The following is a 17,480-nucleotide window of genomic DNA, read 5'->3' on the forward strand; positions in this document are numbered from 1 at the left end:
CAGGCCCCGCCGTCGCGCGTGGCCGGCCGTGGCCTGCGCTCAGGAGCGGGCGTGCGCCGTGATGTCCGCCGCGAACTCCCCCGTCATCGCAGGGGTCACCGTCGGCCGGCACTGCGCCACCGCCGCCAGGTAGTCCGCGGTGTTCGCGCCCGGCGGCGCGGCCGCCGCTCCCCGCGCGCCGACCGCCTCCAGGTCCCGTTCGAACGACACCTGCGCCGCGATCCGCGCCGCGTGCTCGATGTCGGCCGGGGTGAACAGCTCGCTCGCCTCCACCAGCGCCGCCACGTCGACATCGGCCCGCCCCGCCGTGTAGCGGCCCCAGATCGCGGCGCGGGCCCCGGCGTCCGGGGTGCCGATCGGGATCAGGTAGTCGAAGCGCCCGGGCCGCAGGAAGGCCGGGTCCAGCGAGCGGATGGAGTTGGTGGCGCAGACCAGCAGCCGCTCGCCGCCCTCCCGGAAGCCGGGTATCAGCTTGAGCAGCTCGTTGGTGACGCCGTGGATCCCGCCGGGCTGCGCGGGCTCGGTGCGCACGGGCGCGATCTCCTCGACCTCGTCGATGAAGACGAGCACCCGCTCCAGCTCGGCTATCCGGGCGAACGCGGTGCGCAGCGCGGCGGCCAGGTTGCCCTCGTCGGCGAGCCGGGACGGCAGCAGTTCCACGAAGGGCCAGCCCAGCCGGGAGGCGATGGCGCGGGCGAAGGTGGTCTTCCCGGTTCCGGGCGGTCCGAAGAGGGTGATGGCGCGCGGCGGCCGCACACCGTGCGCGGCGGCCCGTTCGGGCTCGGCGAGCGGCAGCACCACGCGCCGTTCGATGAGGTCCTTCTCGGTCTCCATGCCGGCGACCTTGGTCCAGAGGTCGTTCGCGAGGAAGCGTCCGCCGAGGTCGTCGAGGAGTCCGGCGGCCGGCCCGTGGAGCGGTTCGGTCTTCTCGAAGTAGGCGACGGCGGGCTGCCGGGTGTACCCGGCGTTGAGGAGGCCCTCGCCGAGCAGGTCCTCCTCGGGCAGCACGTAGGCGATCCGCCCGACGCGGGCTGCGATCAGCCGTCGCTCCAGCTCGACGAGCAGGGCGCTGGCCAGGCCGCGGCCGCGCCAGCCGGCGGCGATCGCGATGCGCATGACCCAGGCCCGTTCGCCGGTGACGCAGGCGAGCGCCGCGCCGATCGGGACGCCCTGGTGGACGGCGACCACACAGGGCTGCCGGCCGGTCAGCGCGCTGATGCACTCGGCGAGCGAGAACACGGATTCCTGGCCGAGTTCGGCCGTGGTGTCGATCAGGTGGACCACCGCGGCGAGATCGCTCTCGCGGTAGTCGTGGATGAGCCAGTTCACCGGGTACCGCCCCTCGTTCGTGCTCCTGCGGCGAGGCTAGGGCGGGCGGGCCGGGCACTCACGCGCCGCGGCGCACAACACCTGTTCCGTCAACCTTCCGCGGCGTCCATAGACCGCTCTCCGGCAGGGTCCACGAAACGCCACTAGACTTTCAATTTCGTAAGACTTCCGGCTTTTTCAGACCTTTCCAGTCAGCCGCGAAACGGTTCCCAGGATTCACAGCGGATTCATATGGAATATCGTGCTCCGGACACAGATTCGGGGGGAAGGCTCGGGTGCATGATCCAGCACCTGCTCCCCCGTGCCTGTGACTTCGCCCGCGCCCGTACGCGGCGGGCGCTGCGGATCCTGCCCGCGCTCGTGGCGGTGTCCACGCTGCTCAGCGTGCCCGACGCGGCCGCGGCGTCGGGCTTCGGCGTGACCTCGCGGGCCGTGCCCGACGCGGTCGCCGCCCGGGTGGGCCCGCTGTTCGAGGGGAGTCTCGACGACGGTCACTTCTGCACCGCCTCCGTGGTGCGCAGCGACTACGGTGATGTGATCGCGACGGCCGCGCACTGCCTGGACGGCCTCGACGGCGAGGACGCGGTCTTCGCCCCGGGCTACCGCGACGGCGTGGCCCCGTACGGGCTGTGGAGGCTCACCGGCAGCTACATCGCCCCGGAGTGGACCGACTCCGAGGACCCGGACGACGACATCGCCTTCGCCACGGTCGCCCCGCTGGGCGGCGCCGAGGGCCAGAACGTCCAGGACGTGGTGGGCGGCTTCCGCGTCGCCGTCGCCCGCCCGGACCGCCCCACCGTCACGGTGCTCGGCTACCCGAGCAACCGGGAGGCCCCGCTGCGCTGCGCCAACGTCACGACCCTGCTGTCCGGCACGCAGCGCCGGATCGACTGCCCGGACCTCAGCGGCGGCACCAGCGGCAGCCCGTGGCTGGTGGACGGCGCGCTGGCCGGGGTGCTCGGCGGATACGAGGCCGGCGGCACGGACCCGGACGTCTCGTACAGCGCGGTGCTGGGCGAGCAGGCCCTGGAGCTCTACCGCCAGGCGGCCGTCTCGACGGACTGACCCCTGCCGGGCCGGCCCCTGCCGGACTGACCCCTGCCGGGCCGGACGGCCGGGGCCCTACTCCGCGATCTCGGCCGGCACCTCGAACCAGGTCGGTTCGTCGCGCAGGGCCCGGTGGATGCGGTCCAGGGCGAACGGGTCCAGCGCCGGCAGCGCGTCCGGCTCGAACCAGCCCACCTCCAGCGACTCGTGGTCGTTGACCCGGGCCTCGCCGCCCGTCGCCCGGCAGCGGAAGGTGATGTCCTGGAACTGGCAGCGGTCCCCGTTGGCGTAGGTGACCGGCTGGAGCATCTGTACGAGGACCACCCGCTCGGGGACGCAGCGCACCGCCGTCTCCTCGTACACCTCGCGCACCGCGGTCCGCGCGGGCTGCTCCCCCGGCTCGGCGATGCCGCCGACCACCGACCAGCGCCCGGTGTCGGAGCGTCGGCCGAGCAGCACGCGGCCCCGGTCGTCGAAGACGACGGCGGTGACGCCGGGCAGCAGGAGCAGCCGGTGCCCGGCGGAGGCCCGGATCGCGCGGATGTATTCGGGGGTGCTCATGCCCCGAACCCTACGAGGCCGCCGGCGTCCCCGGACCGGCCGCCCGGCGGGCCCGGATCCGCCGGGTCAGGACCCAGCCGAAGCCACCGGCGGCGATCGCGAGCAGGACGTACTCGGGCAGCGGTCCGAAGCGCGTGGCCGGGGTCTCGGTGGAGCGCAGCGGGATCTCGGCGACCAGGGCGTCCGCGGTGAACATCCGTGTCTGCTGGACGATCGTGCCGTCCGGGCGGATGACGGCGCTGACCCCGCTGGTGACGGGGACGAGGACGGACCGGCTGTGCTCGACGGCCCGGATCCGGTCCATGGCGAGCTGCTGGTAGGTCATCTGGGACCGGCCGAAGGTGGCGTTGTTGCTGGGGACGGCGATGACCTGGGCGCCCGCCCGGACGGTGGAGCGGACGGCGTCGTCGAAGGCGGCCTCGTAGCAGGTGACCATGCCGACGCCGCTGCCGGCCATGTCGAAGACACCGGGCTCCTTGCCGGGGCCGAAGTCGCGGCGCACCCGGTCCACGTCGGCGCTGAAGATCCGGACGAAGGAGCGCATCGGCATGCGCTCGCCGAAGGGCTGGATCTTGCGCTTGTCGTAGGTGTCCGTGGGGCCCTTGACCGGGTCCCACAGGATCATCGTGTTGCGCAGCGGGCCGCTCTCCGGGACGAGGACGGAGCCGATCGCGACGGGCGCGCCGATCGCCTTGACCGCCTTGTCGATGACGTCGTAGGCGTCGGGCTGGGTGAAGGGGTCGATGTCGGAGGAGTTCTCCGGCCAGACCACGAAGTCGGGCTTGGGGACGCGGCCGGCCTTCACGTCCTCGGCGAGCTGGACCGTGCGCTTGGCGTGGTTGTCGAGCACGGCGCGGCGCTGGGCATTGAAGTCGAAGCCGGCGCGCGGGACGTTGCCCTGGATGACGGCGGCCACGGCGGTGCCGTCCTCGGCGGCGTCCGACACCAGCGGCCGGGCGGCGAGGGCCGCGCCGATGGGGGCGGCGACGGTGAGGGCGGCGAGGGCGGCGGCCGTCCGGCGGGGGTGGGCGCGGGCGACGCGCAGGGCCTCGTACAGCCCGAAGCCGCACAGGGCGACGGCGAAGGACAGCAGCGGGGTGCCGCCGAGGGCGGCGAGCGGCAGGAAGAGGCCGTCGGCCTGGCCGAAGGCGAGCTTGCCCCAGGGGAAGCCGCCGAAGGGCGCGCGGGCGCGCAGGGCCTCGCCCGCGACCCAGACGGCGGCGGCCCACAGCGGCCAGGCGGGGAGCCGGCTGACGAGGGCGATGCCGAGGCCGGTGAGGCCGATCAGGAGCGCTTCGAGGGTGGCGAGGGCCAGCCACGGGACGGGGCCTACGCCCTCGCTGGTCCAGACGAGCAGCGGCAGCAGGTAGCCGAGGCCGAAGAGGAAGCCGAGGCCGAATCCGGAGCGGGCGCGGCGGCCGTGGAGGCAGCCGGCGAGCAGGGCGAGGGCGAAGGGGGCCAGCCACCACAGCGGGCGGGGCGGGAAGCTGGCGTACAGCAGCGCGCCGGCGAGTACGGCGAGGACGGGCCGCGCGAACCGGGCGACGCCGCGGCGCCGGGGGGTCGCGGGGGCTCCGTCGGCTCCGGCGGCGGCCGGGGTTCCGGCGGCGGGGGTTCCGGCCCCGGACCCGGCCCCGGGCACGCGGTCGGACACCTGGTCGGGCGCGTTGCCGGGCGCGTCGCCGGGCGCCCGGTCGGTGCCGGTCGCGGCGGTCCCGGCGCTGGTCACGGCCTCGTTCGCGGTCCCGTTCGCGGCTTCGGTACTGGCTGCCGCGGAGGGCTGCGGGGGCTCGTTCCCGGCCGCGCGGGTGACACTGCTGCTCATCTGGCGGAGTGTACGTCCCCACGCGCCGGAGACCGGTAAACGCCTCAGCGGGCGAGGGCGCGCAGATGGGTACGGATGACGCGGACCCCGTTCTCCGCGTCGTCGACGGTGACCGTGAACAGCTTCCCGTCGCCGAGCCGCAGCTCCAGCCCCTCGCCGCGCCGGACGATGACGGCGGTGCCCTTCTCGGGGCGCCAGCGGTAGCCCCAGCCGCCCCACTGCTGGGGGGTGATCCGGGGCAGGAACTCGGCGGAGGTCACCTCGGTCAGCGAGATCCGCCGGCGCGGCAGCCCCATGTGGCCGCAGCGCACCACCAGGGCCTCCGCGTCGACGGTGACGGCGACGTGGACGAAGGCGAGGGTCCCGTAGAGGATCAGCAGTCCCGCGGCGAGGCAGCCGATCACGGACATCAGCAGCGGGACGACGCCCGAGGTCCACGGGGAGTCGACGGCCAGCTCGATGCCGAGCGCCAGACAGGCGGCACCGGCTGCGGCGAGCAGCCACTGCGCGCGGTTGGAGGCCCGGCCCGTCCACAGCGGACCCGGGGGGTGCACCGTCATGTGTAGCAGCGTACTCACGTTCCGCAGGGGCGCCACCGCCCCTCCGCCAGTCGGATCAGCGCGTGTTCCGGGCCGTGTCCGCCGCCCTTGACCTCAAGCAAGCTTGAGGTCCTACGGTCGCGGACATGACCACTCACGACGCAGTACGGACGACCTTCCCCGAGCGCTACCGCACCTCCGTGGTGCCGCACATCATGGTGTCCGACGCGGCCGCCGCGATCTCCTTCTACACCGAGGCCTTCGGCGCGGTCGAGGAATTCCGGCTCGGCCACCCGGCGGGCGGCGTCCTGCACGCCGAGATCCGGATCGGCGGGGCCGTCATGATGCTCGGCGACGTCTCCGAGGGACCGTTCACCGCACCCCCGTCGCTGGGCGGCACCTCAGTGGCCCTGCACGTGTTCGTCCCTGACGTGGACGCGCTCACCCGCACCGCCGCGGCGGCGGGCGCCGAGGTGGTGCGCGAGCCCGAGGACCAGTTCCACGGCGACCGCAACGTCATCCTCCGCGACCCGTTCGGGCACCTGTGGGTGTTCCTGACCCACCTGGAGGACGTCTCCTCCGAGGAACTGGCGCGCCGGCTCGCCGAGGCGTAGCCCGCGAACTCCGGGGCACACTGACCTGGGCGGACCGGACGGCCCCGGCGAAGCGGCGACCGGCGACTCCGTACGGTGGGTACCGGCCGCCGTACGCCCGCAACCGCCCCCGGAGGCACCGTGATTCCCCGACTCGACCGCGCCGTGGGCGCCGTACTGGGCTCGGCCGTCGGTGACGCGCTGGGCGCGCCCTACGAGTTCGGCCCGGCCGGGGAGTTGACGGCGCGCGGCGCCGAGATGCGCGGGGGCGGCGGCTGGGATCCGGGCGAGGCCACGGACGACACGCAGATGGCGGTGCTGCTCGGCGAGTCCCTGCTGGAGTGCGGCGACCTCGAACTCCCCGATGTCTTCGAGCGGTTCCGGCGCTGGGCGGCCGGTGCGCCCAAGGACATCGGGCTCCAGACCGAGGACGTGCTGACCGGCGGGCAGCCCTGGGACCTCGCCGCCGCACTCCACTTCCAGGTCAACGCCCGGGCGGCGGGCAACGGTTCGCTGATGCGGGCCTCCACCTCGGCGGTGTACTTCGCCGCCGCCGGGCGCGAGGAGTCGATGGACGCCGCCCGGCGGATCGCGGCGCTGACCCACGGCGACCGGGCCGCCTGGGAAGGGACCGCGATCCTGCACGAGCTGGTGCGGGTCTGCCTGGACGGAGCCGATCCGCTGGCCGCCCTCCCCGCGACGCTCGCCGCGGTCCACCCGGACCATCGCGAACGGTACGGCCAGGTGCTGGGCCCCGACTGGCACCCGGGCCTGGCCACCGAGTTCAACGGGGCGGTGTGGCCCTGCCTCGGCTCGGCGGTGTGGGCGCTGCGGACCACCTCCGGGTTCGCGGAGGCGGTCCGGGCCGCCGTGGACCTGGGCGGGGACACCGACACGGTGGCGGCGGTCACCGGCACCCTGGCCGGCGCCCGGTACGGCCAGGACGCGGTCCCGGCGCAGTGGACGGGCCCGCTGCACGTGCCGCTGCCGGGGTTCGGGGACCGCGTGCTGGACGCGGCGGCGCTGCGGGACCTGGCTCGGCGCCTGGCGACCGCCGGCGTACCGGCCGCGGGCTGACGAGAGCCGGCTCCGGCCGCAGGCCGGTGGGCGCGGGGCGCCGGCCGGTGGGCGCGCGCACCACAAGCCGTTTCGTCCCGTCAGCGCGTACGGATCACGCGACGGGCGCGTTCTCCCCGACGAGCATCCGGCCCTCGGCGTATCCGAGCGCGGTGGCCGGGAGCTGCGACGGGCGCCCGCTGAGCAGCACGGTCAGGCCGCCGGTCCGCGGCAGGCCGGGCTCCGGCCGGGCGCCGATGCGGCGCAGCGCCTGGACGGCGACGGGTTCGGCGGAACCGTGGAAGACCGGCTCGGCGCCGCCGGTCCGCTCGGCCAGGGCGGCCCGGATGGCCTCATCGACCAGCTCGTAGTGCGTGCAGCCGAGCACCACGTCCGTGACGTCCGGCGGGGTCAGCGCGGCGGCCGCGGCGACGGCCCGTACGACCTCTTCCTCGTTCCCGTGCTCGACGGCGTCCGCGAGACCGGGGCACGGCACCTCGGTCACCCGGACCCCGGCGGCGAAGTCCCGGATCAGCCCGCGCTGGTAGGGGCTGCCGGTGGTGGCGGGGGTGGCCCAGATGGCCACCCGGCCGCCGGAGGCCGCTGCGGGCTTGATCGCCGGCACGGTCCCGATGACGGGGATCGCGGGCTCCAGCTCGGCGCGCAGGTTCGGCAGGCTGTGCACGGAGGCGGTGTTGCAGGCCACGATCAGCGCGTCGGGACGGTGCGCGGCGGCGGCCCGGGCGACGGCGACGGCCCGCTCGGTGAGGTCGGCGGGGGTGCGGGGCCCCCACGGCATGCCGTCGGGGTCGGAGGAGATGACCAGATCGGCGTCCGGCCGCAGCCGCCGCATTGCGGCGGCCGCCGCGAGGAGGCCGATCCCGGAGTCCATGAGCGCGATCTTCACCTGGTCACCTTAATCGACCGCACCCGAAACCCCGGCCTTCCCCGCCCCCGGGCGCCCGTCCGCGAGGCCCGGCGGGGATTCGCCGGAGGGACACCCCCGAGGAGCGAGACACGCGCCCTCCGCTTCGACACACTGCCGCAATGGGCCTCCTCACCGCCGCCGCCTACGCCTCCCTCGCCGCCTGGCTCTGGCTCACCCTCGCCCAGGGCATGTTCTGGCGCACCGACGTCCGCCTCCCCCCTCGCACCGCCCCCGCCCGCTGGCCCTCCGTCGCCATCGTCGTCCCGGCCAGGGACGAGGCCGGGGTGCTGGCCCGCAGCCTGCCGTCGCTCCTCGTCCAGGACTATCCCGGCGCCGCCGAGGTCATCCTGGTCGACGACGGCAGTACGGACGGCACCGCCGACCTCGCCCTGAGCCTCGCCGCCGCGCACCCGGGCCTCCCCCTCACCGTCGTGTCCCCCGGCGACCCCGGACCCGGCTGGACCGGCAAGCTCTGGGCCCTGCGGCACGGCATCGCGCACGCCCGCGACACCGGCGCCGCCGGCACCGCCGCCGGGACCGGCCCCGAGTTCCTCCTCCTCACCGACGCCGACATCGCCCACGAACCCGACAGCCTCCGCGAGCTCGTCGCCGCCGCGACGTCCGCCGGCCTCGACCTCGTCTCGCAGATGGCCCGGCTGCGCGTCGTGACGTTCTGGGAGCGCCTCGTCGTCCCCGCCTTCGTCTACTTCTTCGCCCAGCTCTACCCCTTCCGCCGGATCAACCGCCCCGCCGGCCGCACCGCCGCGGCCGCGGGCGGCTGCGTCCTGCTGCGCACCGAGGCCGCCGTCCGGGCCGGCGTACCCGACTCCATCCGGCAGGCCGTCATCGACGACGTCTCCCTCGCCCGCGCGGTCCGCCGCTCCGGCGGGCGGATCTGGCTGGGGCTCGCGGAGCGGGTGGACAGCGTGCGCCCGTACCCCGCCCTGGGGGACCTGTGGCGGATGGTCTCGCGCAGCGCCTACGCGCAACTGCGACACCACCCGCTGCTGCTGGCCGCGGCGGTGGCCGGCCTGGTCCTGGTCTACCTCGTCCCCCCGGCCGCCCTCCTCGCCGGGCTGGCGACCGGCCGCCCGGCGGCCGCCTGGGCCGGGGGCCTGGCGTGGCTGCTGATGTCCGGGACGTACCTGCCGATGCTGCGCTACTACCGGCAGCCCGCCGCGCTCGCGCCGCTGCTGCCGTTCACCGCGCTGCTCTACCTGCTGATGACCCTCGACTCCGCTTCGCTCCACTACCGCGGTCGCGGGGCCGCCTGGAAGGGGCGAACCTATGCCCGGCCCAGCGATGCCTGAAACCGTGTCACAGCCCCTGAAACACCGTCATTCGAGGTCATCGGATTGTGACGTTCCGTCAACAGCAAGTCGGTGCAACACACAACCGGTGAGCACGAGAAGTATCAAGACGGGACGCACGTGACGAATCGTGCACGTGAACGTGAAGTGAAAGCTGAGGCCCTGACCTGCGAATATGCAGGTCAGGGCGGTGTTGACGAACCCTCGCTATGGACCCCGTGAAGTCGTGGGCTTAACTTAGGTCCCATGACCTCCCCCCGCTCCACTTATGGCGGCGGTTACTACTCCGCGCCCTCCTTCACGGACACCCCCATCTACGACTCCCTCGTCGCCGAACGCGGCACGCCGCAGATCGCCCCGATCCGCGTCCCCGCCGCCTACGACTCCCCGAGCGCCGGATATTCGAGCGGTGGTTACCTGCCGGCCCTCGCCTCCGCCCTGCCGGCGCTGCCCCCGGCGACGCCGCAGCAGCAGGCTCCCGCCTACGGCTACCCCCAGTACCAGCAGCAGGCCGCGCCGCAGCCGATGCCGCTGCAGAGCGCACCGGCCCCGTACATCCCGCAGCAGCAGCCGGTGGCGGCCCGCGCGGGCTACGCCCAGCAGCCGCAGCAGCCCCGGCCGGTCGCGACCGGCACCGGGTACGAGGCCATGCGCCCGGCCGCCCCGCGCCCGATGCAGCAGGCACCGGTCCAGGGCTCGTACGAGGATCCGTACGGCCGCCCCTACCAGGGGCGCGGCTACTGACGGGCGGGGCGATACTCCCTCGGCCCGCACGGCGGTCGCCTGGCAAGATGCCTACATGGCGAACTTGTATGTCCAGGCCCTCCACGTCCACCCCGTCAAGTCGGTAGCGGGGACTGCTCCCGACGAGGTGGCCGTGGAGCCCTGGGGGCTGTCCGGGGACCGCCGCTGGGCGGTGGTTGACAGCGAGGGCGCGGTGATCACCCAACGCCAGCAGGCGCGGCTGGCCTTGGCCTCGGCCCGTCCGCTGGAGGGCGGCCGGGTCGCGCTGTCCGGTCCGGGGATGGCGGAGCTGGTCGTGGAGGTGCCGGAGCCCGGGCCGCTGGAGCCCGTGATGCTGTTCGGCAAGAAGATCGAGACCGTCGTGGCGGCGACCACCGCCGCCGACTGGTTCTCCGCGTACCTCGGGGTCCCGGCGCGGCTGGTGCACATGGACGAACCCGCCGTCCGCCGCCCCGTCGACCCGGACTACGCCCTGCCCGGCGAGACCGTGAGCCTGGCCGACGGCTACCCGCTGCTCCTCACCACCCTCGCCTCGCTGGACGCGCTCAACGGCCTGATCGCCGAGGGGGACCATCCCGAGGAGGGCCCGCTGCCGATGAACCGTTTCCGCCCGAACCTGGTGGTCTCGGGCGCCGAGGCGTGGGCCGAGGACGGCTGGCGGCGGATCGCGATCGGCGACGCCGTCTTCCGCGGCGTGCGCGAGTGCGGGCGGTGCATCGTCACCACCACCGACCAGACGACGGCGGAGCGCGGCAAGGAGCCGCTGAAGACGCTGGCGCGGCACCGGCGCATCGGGAAGTCCCTGGCCTTCGGTCGGATGCTGGTCCCGGTCCGGCTGGGCACCGTACGCGTGGGCGACGAGGTCCGCGTGCTGGAATAACACCTTCGAGGGGCTCCGCACGCCTTCTGGAACCAACGTGCCCGACCACGCCGTTGGAGCTTTCAGGACGTGTGGACACTCGCGTGGAATCTCACGGGAGCCGGTGCGGGGGAACGTGCACCGGATCGGGTGACACATGTCCCGCGCGTCCCGGAATGCGCGTCCGCCGGGCGTGCGGGAGGCTGGGACGCGCAGGCAGGCGGAGACTGGCGGAGTAGGGGGAGCCGGACCGTGCGAACAGCAATGGGTGTCTGGCGTTGGCGGCGCAATCCGCTGCGCCGGCCGACCGATCTCTTCGAGGCGTGGGTGGCGTTCACCGCGCTGGTGTGCTTCCTGGTGGTGGCTCCGGCCATCGGCTGGGTGGCGGGCTCGCAGGTGGACGGGACCCTTCAGCGGGCCGCGCGCGAACAGCGGCAGGAGCGGTACCTCGTCCCGGCGGTGGTGGTCCGGCCGGGCCCGGCGCCGCTCGCCGAGGCGTCCGCCGAACCGGCGGCGCCACGGCAGAACCCGCAGCGGACCCGGATCGTGGCCGCGTGGACCGCGCCCGACGGCAGCAGCCACCAGGGCACGGTGCCGGCCGCGGAGGAGCCGCCACAGGCGGGCGACCGGTTCCGGATATGGACCGATACGCGGGGCGAGGTGGTGGGGCGGCCGCTCGACCCGTCCTCCGCCTCGTTCCACGCGGGCACGGCGGGCCTGGCCGCCGCCCTCGCGGCGGCCGCGCTGGCGGAGACGGTCCGTCGGATCGTCGTACGAAGGCTCATGCATCGGCGGTACATACGGCTGGACCGCGCCTGGGCCGCGACCGGGCCGGACTGGGGCCGGGCGGGTGCGGGCAGCTGACCTGGCAACTCCCGGGCCCGACGCGCGCTACGGTGGAGAGCCAGTTCGGTCGCTTCAGTCGCTTCGGCAGCTTTGAGCTGCTTCCGACGCTTCGGCAGCGCGAGTACGAGGGCGGGGGCACGACAGCACCATGGCTCAGGGCACGGTCCAGGTGACGCACGGCGGGGCTTCTCGGTGGCGGCGCCGCTCCGGTGAGTATCCGACTCTGGCGGCCGCGCTCGCCGTCGCGGGCGACGGGGACGTCCTGTCGATCGCCCCCGGCACCTACCGGGAGAACCTGGTGCTGGAGCACGCCGTCACCCTGCGCGGGCCCGAGGGCTCGGTGGGCTCGGTGCGGATCGCCCCGCTGGACGGGGTCGCGCTGACGCTGCGCGCCTCGGCCGTGGTCCAGGACCTGCACGTGGAGGGCCAGGACCGGGCGGCGCCCGCCGTGCTCGTGGAGGACGGCTCCCCCGAGCTCACGGACCTGCGGGTGAGCACCCGGTCGGCGGCCGGCATCGAGGTCCGCGGCGGCGCCCGGCCCCTGGTGCGGCGGTGCACCGTCGAGAACCCGACGGGCGTCGGGATCTCCGTCCTGGACGGCGGTGGCGGGGTGTTCGAGGAGTGCGAGGTCGTGGCCGCCGGGCAGACCGGGGTCTCGGTGCGCGGCGGCGGCCATCCGCGTCTGGAGCGCTGCCGCATCCACCACGCGACCGGCGCGGGCATCGGCGTGACCGGCGAGGGCTCCGGCCTGGAGGCGCTGGGCTGCGAGGTGTACGAGATCAAGGGCGCCGGGGTGCAGATCGCCGCGCGCGCCGCCGCCCGGCTCACGGACTGCTCGGTGCACCGCACCTCCGCCGACGGGGTCACCCTCGACACGGACGCGGTGCTCACGCTCGCGGGGTGCGACATCCACGACATCCCGGAGAACGCGGTGGACCTGCGCTCCCGTTCGGTGCTCACGCTCAGCCGCACCACCGTCCGCCGGTTCGGCCGCAACGGGCTGTCCGTGTGGGACCCGGGCACCCGGGTGGATGCCGAGTCCTGCGAGATCCACGACAGCACGGGCGACTATCCGGCGGTGTGGATCAGCGACGGGGCCACCGCCTCGCTGGACTCCTGCCGGGTGCACGACGTGCCGGACGCGGTGTTCGTGCTCGACCGGGGCTCGCGGATCGACGTCGTGGACAGCGACCTGTCCCAGGTGCGGAACACGGCCGTCTCCGTGACCGACGGGGCCACCGCCCGGCTGGACGACTGCCGGATCCGGGAGGCTGCGACCGGGGCGTGGTTCCGCGACCACGGCAGCGGCGGCACCCTCGCCGACTGCACCATCGACGCGGTGCAGACGGGCGTGATCGTCACCAAGGGCGCCGATCCGGCCCTGGAGCGGTGCACGGTCAGCTCCCCCGCCGAGGCCGGGTTCTACGTCTCGGCGCGCGGCCGCGGCACCTTCACCGCCTGCCGGGTGACGGGCAGCTCCGGCTTCGGTTTCCACGTCCTCGACGGCTGCCGCACCACGCTGACCGGCTGCCACACCGAGCGCTGCGCGCGCGGGGGTTACGAGTTCGCTGAGGACGGGCCCGTAGCCGAGGAGTGCACCAGCGACGAGTCCGGGCCGAGGCTCGCCGCCCAGTCGGCGCTCCCCGGCGGGCCCGGCGGGGAGCGCGCGGGCATCCGTACGGTCACGGCGGCGCCGGGCGGCACCGGACCCGCGGCGGACGTCCCCGCGCCGCGTCCCACCCTCCGCCCGGACCCTTCGGCGGCCGCCGCCGGGGCGGCAGCCGCCGCGCGGGACTCCGGGGCCGCCCTGGGGCAGCTGGACGGGCTCGTCGGGCTGGACAGCGTCAAGCGCGAGGTCCGCGCCCTCACGGACATGATCGAGGTAGGCCGGCGGCGGCAGCAGGCGGGCCTCAAGGCGGCCTCGGTGCGCCGGCACCTGGTCTTCACCGGCTCCCCCGGCACCGGCAAGACCACGGTGGCCCGGCTGTACGGGGAGATCCTCGCCTCCCTCGGGGTGCTGGAGCACGGCCACCTGGTCGAGGTGTCCCGGGTGGACCTGGTCGGCGAGCACATCGGCTCCACCGCGATCCGCACGCAGGAGGCCTTCGACCGGGCGCGCGGCGGTGTGCTGTTCATCGACGAGGCGTACGCGCTGGCCCCGGAGGACTCGGGCCGGGACTTCGGGCGCGAGGCGATCGACACCCTGGTGAAGCTGATGGAGGACCACCGGGACGCGGTGGTGGTGATCGTCGCCGGGTACACGGCGGAGATGGACCGGTTCCTGACCGTCAACCCGGGGGTGGCCTCGCGGTTCTCCCGGACCATCACCTTCGGCGACTACGGGCCGCAGGACCTGCTGCGGATCGTGGAGCAGCAGGCGGAGGAGCACGAGTACCGGCTGGGCGAGGGCACCTCCGAGGCGCTGCTGACGTACTTCACGGAGCTGCCCAAGGGGCCGGCCTTCGGCAACGGCCGCACCGCGCGCCAGACCTTCGAGTCGATGGTCGAGCGGCACGCGGGGCGGGTGGCGCAGCTGTCGGAGCCGACCACGGACGAGCTCACCCTGCTGTTCCCGGCGGACCTTCCGGTGCCGGCGGCCGGGGTGCGCTGACGCCGGGGCGCGGGTGCTCCGCGGCGTGGTCCGCGGCGTGGTCCGCGGCGTGGTCCGCGGCGTGGTCCGCGGCGTGGTCCGCGGCGCCGGGTGAGCCCCCGCGCTGGTGCGGTACGTCGGCCCGCGCGGCGGCGGCGAGCCGTACGAGCAGCCGGTCGCGTTCGGCGGCGAAGGCCGGGTCCGCCTGGTAGGCGGAGTGGCCCAGGATCGGCGCGGGCAGCGGGTGGCGGGCGCTGCGCCCGTAGGCGACGGGATCGGCGAGCGGCCCCCGGTCCACTTCCCCGGCGCCGCCGGCAGCGGTGCCCGTGGCCGGGGCGAGCCGTACCGGGCCGCCGATCGGGTCGGTGGCCCGCCAGAGGTTGCGCCAGCAGTCGACCTCGCCGTGCAGGGCGGTCAGCGGGCCGGGCCCGAAGTACGCCGGGAACCAGCGGCCGTAGAGCCGGCCGAGCGGCGAGCCGTACGTCAGCAGCGCGACCCGGCGGCGGGCCCCCGGCGGCAGCTGCCAGACGGCGGCGGCCGCGAGCACGCTGCCCTGGGAGTGGCCGGAGATCACCAGGCGGCCGCCGGTGCGCCCGGTCCAGCCGGTCATCCGCCAGGTCAGGTCGGGGACGGCCCGCTCGGCGTAGCAGGGCGGGGCGAACGGGTGGGCGGCGCGCGGCCAGAAGGTGCCGACGTCCCACAGGATGCCGATGGTGCGGCGGGCGGCCGGGTCCCGGTAGGCGCGGCGGCCCCAGGTGACGAAGAGGAGGAAGCCGAACCCTATGAGCCAGGACCCGGTGTCCTGCGCGGCGCGGGCGGCGCTCTCCAGCAGCGGGTGCGCGCCCCGGGCGGCCTCGCCCGGGACCTGCCCGCTGAACCAGGCTCCGGCGAGGGCGCCCGCGCCGAGCAGCAGGGTGACCCCGGAGACGGCGCCCACGAACCAGGGCGCGGAGTCGGTCAGCGCGGCGGCGGCCCGGGCCCCGGCGATCTGCCGGCTGCGCGCGCGGTCCGGCGGCTCGCCGGGGTACTCGGCGGCGACGGTCGCGGCGAGCCGGCGCCGCTCGCGGGCTCCGCGAACGGCGAACCAGGCGGCGAGCAGGGCCAGTACGAGGAGCAGCGGGGGCAGTACGGCCGCCTGCCAGGACAGCAGCACGGGCGGCCCGGGCAGCGGGGCGTCGGCCATCCCGGGGGTGGCCCCGCCGTCGAGCCAGTCGGCCACGCTCCGCGCGACCCCGCCGGACATCACCCCGCCGAGCGCGCATCCGAGCATGGCGACGGCCGGCCCGCCGAGGCCGTGCAGGGCGGCGGCCGGATCGGGCGCCCCCCGGTGGAGGCGCCGGGCGACGACGGCCAGGGCCAGTACGCCGCAGCCCTGGGCCAGCATGAGCGCGCCGAAGGCGAAGTCACCCGGGAGCCGCCCGGTGGAGTGCCAGCCGGGCCGCGACCAGCAGGCGTAGCCGAGGACGGCGACGAACAGGGCGAGGGCGCCGCCCGGCAGCAGGGTGATCGCGGCCCGGTCGAGGCGGTGGTCGGGCCGGGCCTCGGTGCGGCCGCGCCGGCAGACGACCCAGGCCACCGTGACGGCCCCGGCGACGAGCAGCGCTTCGACGGCCCAGCCGAACGCCGCCGGCCCGGGGGCGCCGGCCCGGCGGTCGTGGCGGGCGACGGGTGCGGCGACGGCCGCCGCGACGGTGAGCAGCCCGGCGGCGGTGTGCGCCGCGCGCAGCCTGGCCACGAGGCGGCGTCCGTACCAGAACCCGGGCCGGCCGAGGGCGGGCGCGGTGTCGTCCAGGGCGTCCGGGTCGCCGGTGCCGGCGGGCGGCGACTGGGATTCGTAGGCGCTCCAGGTGCGGTTCGACAGGTACCAGAGCAGCCCGGTCAGGGCGGCGGGGACCAGCGCGCACAGGGCGAGCCGCCGTCCGGGCTGGCCCCACCAGCCGCCGTCGGCGGAGAGGAACGCGAGCCGGGAGCGGGAGCCGGTGCAGCCGGCGGTGCCGGCGCACTGCCAGGCGAGGAGGTCGAGCGCGACCTCGCAGGCGGCGGCGATCAGCAGGACGGTGAGGCTGAGCGCGAGTATCCGGACGAGCAGGCCGTACGTGCTGACCGTGCGCGGGGATTTCGTGGTGGCGGGCGCGGCCGGGCGGGCCCAGTGGGCGAGGTTGGCCACCATGAACGGCAGGAGCAGCAGCCACAGGGCGCGGGTGCCGTTGCCGGAGGTCAGGCGGGACCAGCAGTAGGCCTCGGGCACGGGCCGGCCCGCGTAGCGCTCGGGGTGGTCCTCGGCGTCGGCGTCCTCGGTGCGGCGGAAGACGGCGGCGGTGGAGTCGCCGGTGACCCGGACGGTACGGGGATCGCCGAGCAACTCGTCGGGCGCGGCTCCGGCGACCCCGTGGACGAGGAGCTCCAGAGCGAGCGGAGCCGCCCCCGGGGGCGTGGGGGCATCGAGTGAGGGGGCATCGGGTGAAGGGGCGTCAGATGAGGCGGCCTCAGGTGAGGGGATGTCGGGCGTGGGGATGTCGGGCGTGGGGGTGTCCGGCACTGCGGCCTCCGCTCGCGGGGCGTTGTCCAGCATCCCGTCCGCCGGCCGTCCGGCCGAGGAACCGGAGTCGTCTCCAGGGCCCTGGCCGGTACGGACTTCTGACGGGAGCTCGGCTATGGTGCCCGCGCACCCGGCGCGCCACACTCGGCACACCGCACCCGGCGCGCCACACTCGGCGTGCCACACCCGCCGTGCCACACCTCAGGGGGTACCTCCATGGCTCGCCGACTCCGCCCCGTGGGGCTCGACTTCGCCGAGGTCGCCCCGGTCCGGCACGTCTTCACGGCCGAGGCCGCCGCCGCGCCGGACGCCGTGTACCGGGCCTTGGCGGAGCAGGTCGAGGGCTGGCCGCGGTGGTTCAAGGCGATCACCCTGGCCCGGCCGACCGACGGGGGCGCGGGCCGCGAGATCAGGCTGGCGGGCGGGGTCCGCTTCCACGAGACGGTCATGGCCAAGGACCCGGGGCAGCGCTACGCCTACCGGGTCGACGAGACCAACGCCCCCGGGATGCGGGCCCTGCTGGAGGAGTGGCTGCTCACCCCGTCGGGCACCGGAACGCGGGTCCGCTGGACCTTCGCGACGGACGGCCCGGCCCCCTTCCGCCTCGCCCTGGCCGCCGCCCGCCCGGCTCTCGGCCGCTCGTTCCGCTCGGCGGTCCACGCCCTCGACGCCCGCCTCACCACCGACCGCGCGACGGGGGACGGTTAGGCCCTG

The 17,480-nt window shown here is 75.3% G+C and carries 15 protein-coding genes; 9 read left to right on the forward strand and 6 right to left on the reverse strand.

The annotated features are described in order from the left end of the window. Positions 1-39 precede the first annotated feature (39 nt). Positions 40-1,329 carry an ATP-binding protein gene (locus tag EES41_RS06080; protein WP_123076327.1) on the reverse strand — a complete coding sequence of 430 codons (1,290 nt, stop codon included), beginning with the start codon at positions 1,327-1,329 and terminating at the stop codon, positions 40-42. A gap of 279 nt (positions 1,330-1,608) precedes the next feature. Here EES41_RS06080 and EES41_RS06085 point away from each other — a divergent pair, with 279 nt between their 5' ends. Beyond that, on the forward strand, positions 1,609-2,394 hold the full coding sequence (locus tag EES41_RS06085; RefSeq protein WP_123076329.1) for a serine protease: 786 nt from the start codon (positions 1,609-1,611) through the stop codon (positions 2,392-2,394). Between the two features lie 57 nt (positions 2,395-2,451). On the opposite strand, the gene EES41_RS06090 is transcribed toward EES41_RS06085, so the two are convergent. Genes EES41_RS06090 through EES41_RS06100 form a run of 3 tightly spaced genes read right to left on the reverse strand, consistent with a single transcriptional unit; the run spans position 2,452 to position 5,322 of the window. Next, complete coding sequence (locus EES41_RS06090) at positions 2,452-2,937, reverse strand: NUDIX domain-containing protein (protein ID WP_123076331.1); 486 nt, start codon at positions 2,935-2,937, stop codon at positions 2,452-2,454. Between the two features lie 10 nt (positions 2,938-2,947). Next, positions 2,948-4,762, reverse strand: a complete 1,815-nt coding sequence (gene lnt, locus EES41_RS06095; RefSeq protein WP_254211335.1) for an apolipoprotein N-acyltransferase — start codon at positions 4,760-4,762, stop codon at positions 2,948-2,950. Between the two features lie 44 nt (positions 4,763-4,806). Further along, complete coding sequence (locus EES41_RS06100; protein WP_123076333.1) at positions 4,807-5,322, reverse strand: hypothetical protein; 516 nt, start codon at positions 5,320-5,322, stop codon at positions 4,807-4,809. A gap of 125 nt (positions 5,323-5,447) precedes the next feature. Here EES41_RS06100 and EES41_RS06105 point away from each other — a divergent pair, with 125 nt between their 5' ends. Both EES41_RS06105 and EES41_RS06110 read left to right on the forward strand, forming a co-directional pair. Beyond that, entirely contained in the window at positions 5,448-5,915 is a 468-nt protein-coding gene (locus EES41_RS06105) for a VOC family protein (RefSeq protein WP_123076335.1), read from the forward strand. A gap of 123 nt (positions 5,916-6,038) precedes the next feature. Continuing rightward, positions 6,039-6,971 (forward strand): ADP-ribosylglycohydrolase family protein, encoded by a 933-nt coding sequence (locus tag EES41_RS06110; protein ID WP_123082300.1) that lies wholly within the window; start codon positions 6,039-6,041, stop codon positions 6,969-6,971. 94 nt (positions 6,972-7,065) lie between these two features. Here EES41_RS06110 and EES41_RS06115 read toward each other — a convergent pair whose 3' ends face one another. Beyond that, positions 7,066-7,857, reverse strand: coding sequence for a glutamate racemase (locus EES41_RS06115; protein WP_123076337.1), 792 nt, complete (start codon positions 7,855-7,857; stop codon positions 7,066-7,068). Positions 7,858-7,997: 140 nt separating this feature from the next. On the opposite strand from EES41_RS06115, the gene EES41_RS06120 reads away from it, so the two are divergent. The 5 genes from EES41_RS06120 to EES41_RS06140 all read left to right on the forward strand — a co-directional run bounded on the left by EES41_RS06120 (position 7,998) and on the right by EES41_RS06140 (position 14,248). Further along, a complete protein-coding gene (locus EES41_RS06120; protein ID WP_123076339.1) occupies positions 7,998-9,188 on the forward strand; it encodes a glycosyltransferase in 1,191 nt (396 codons plus the stop codon). A gap of 246 nt (positions 9,189-9,434) precedes the next feature. After that, on the forward strand, positions 9,435-9,932 hold the full coding sequence (locus EES41_RS06125; protein ID WP_123076341.1) for a DUF6643 family protein: 498 nt from the start codon (positions 9,435-9,437) through the stop codon (positions 9,930-9,932). A 55-nt stretch (positions 9,933-9,987) separates the two neighbouring features. Next, positions 9,988-10,812, forward strand: coding sequence for an MOSC domain-containing protein (locus EES41_RS06130; RefSeq protein WP_123076343.1), 825 nt, complete (start codon positions 9,988-9,990; stop codon positions 10,810-10,812). A gap of 243 nt (positions 10,813-11,055) precedes the next feature. After that, positions 11,056-11,655, forward strand: a complete 600-nt coding sequence (locus EES41_RS06135; protein WP_250568884.1) for a hypothetical protein — start codon at positions 11,056-11,058, stop codon at positions 11,653-11,655. A gap of 130 nt (positions 11,656-11,785) precedes the next feature. Continuing rightward, positions 11,786-14,248 (forward strand): right-handed parallel beta-helix repeat-containing protein, encoded by a 2,463-nt coding sequence (locus EES41_RS06140; RefSeq protein ID WP_123076347.1) that lies wholly within the window; start codon positions 11,786-11,788, stop codon positions 14,246-14,248. Here the strand turns inward: EES41_RS06140 and EES41_RS06145 are convergent. Then, entirely contained in the window at positions 14,196-16,634 is a 2,439-nt protein-coding gene (locus tag EES41_RS06145; protein WP_254211732.1) for a hypothetical protein, read from the reverse strand. The genes EES41_RS06140 and EES41_RS06145 overlap by 53 nt on opposite strands. Positions 16,635-16,982: 348 nt before the next feature. On the opposite strand from EES41_RS06145, the gene EES41_RS06150 reads away from it, so the two are divergent. After that, on the forward strand, positions 16,983-17,474 hold the full coding sequence (locus EES41_RS06150) for an SRPBCC family protein (RefSeq protein WP_123076349.1): 492 nt from the start codon (positions 16,983-16,985) through the stop codon (positions 17,472-17,474). Positions 17,475-17,480 lie beyond the last annotated feature (6 nt).

The sequence above is a fragment of the Streptomyces sp. ADI95-16 genome, from assembly GCF_003721495.1.
In the GTDB taxonomy this organism is placed as follows: domain Bacteria; phylum Actinomycetota; class Actinomycetes; order Streptomycetales; family Streptomycetaceae; genus Streptomyces; species Streptomyces goshikiensis.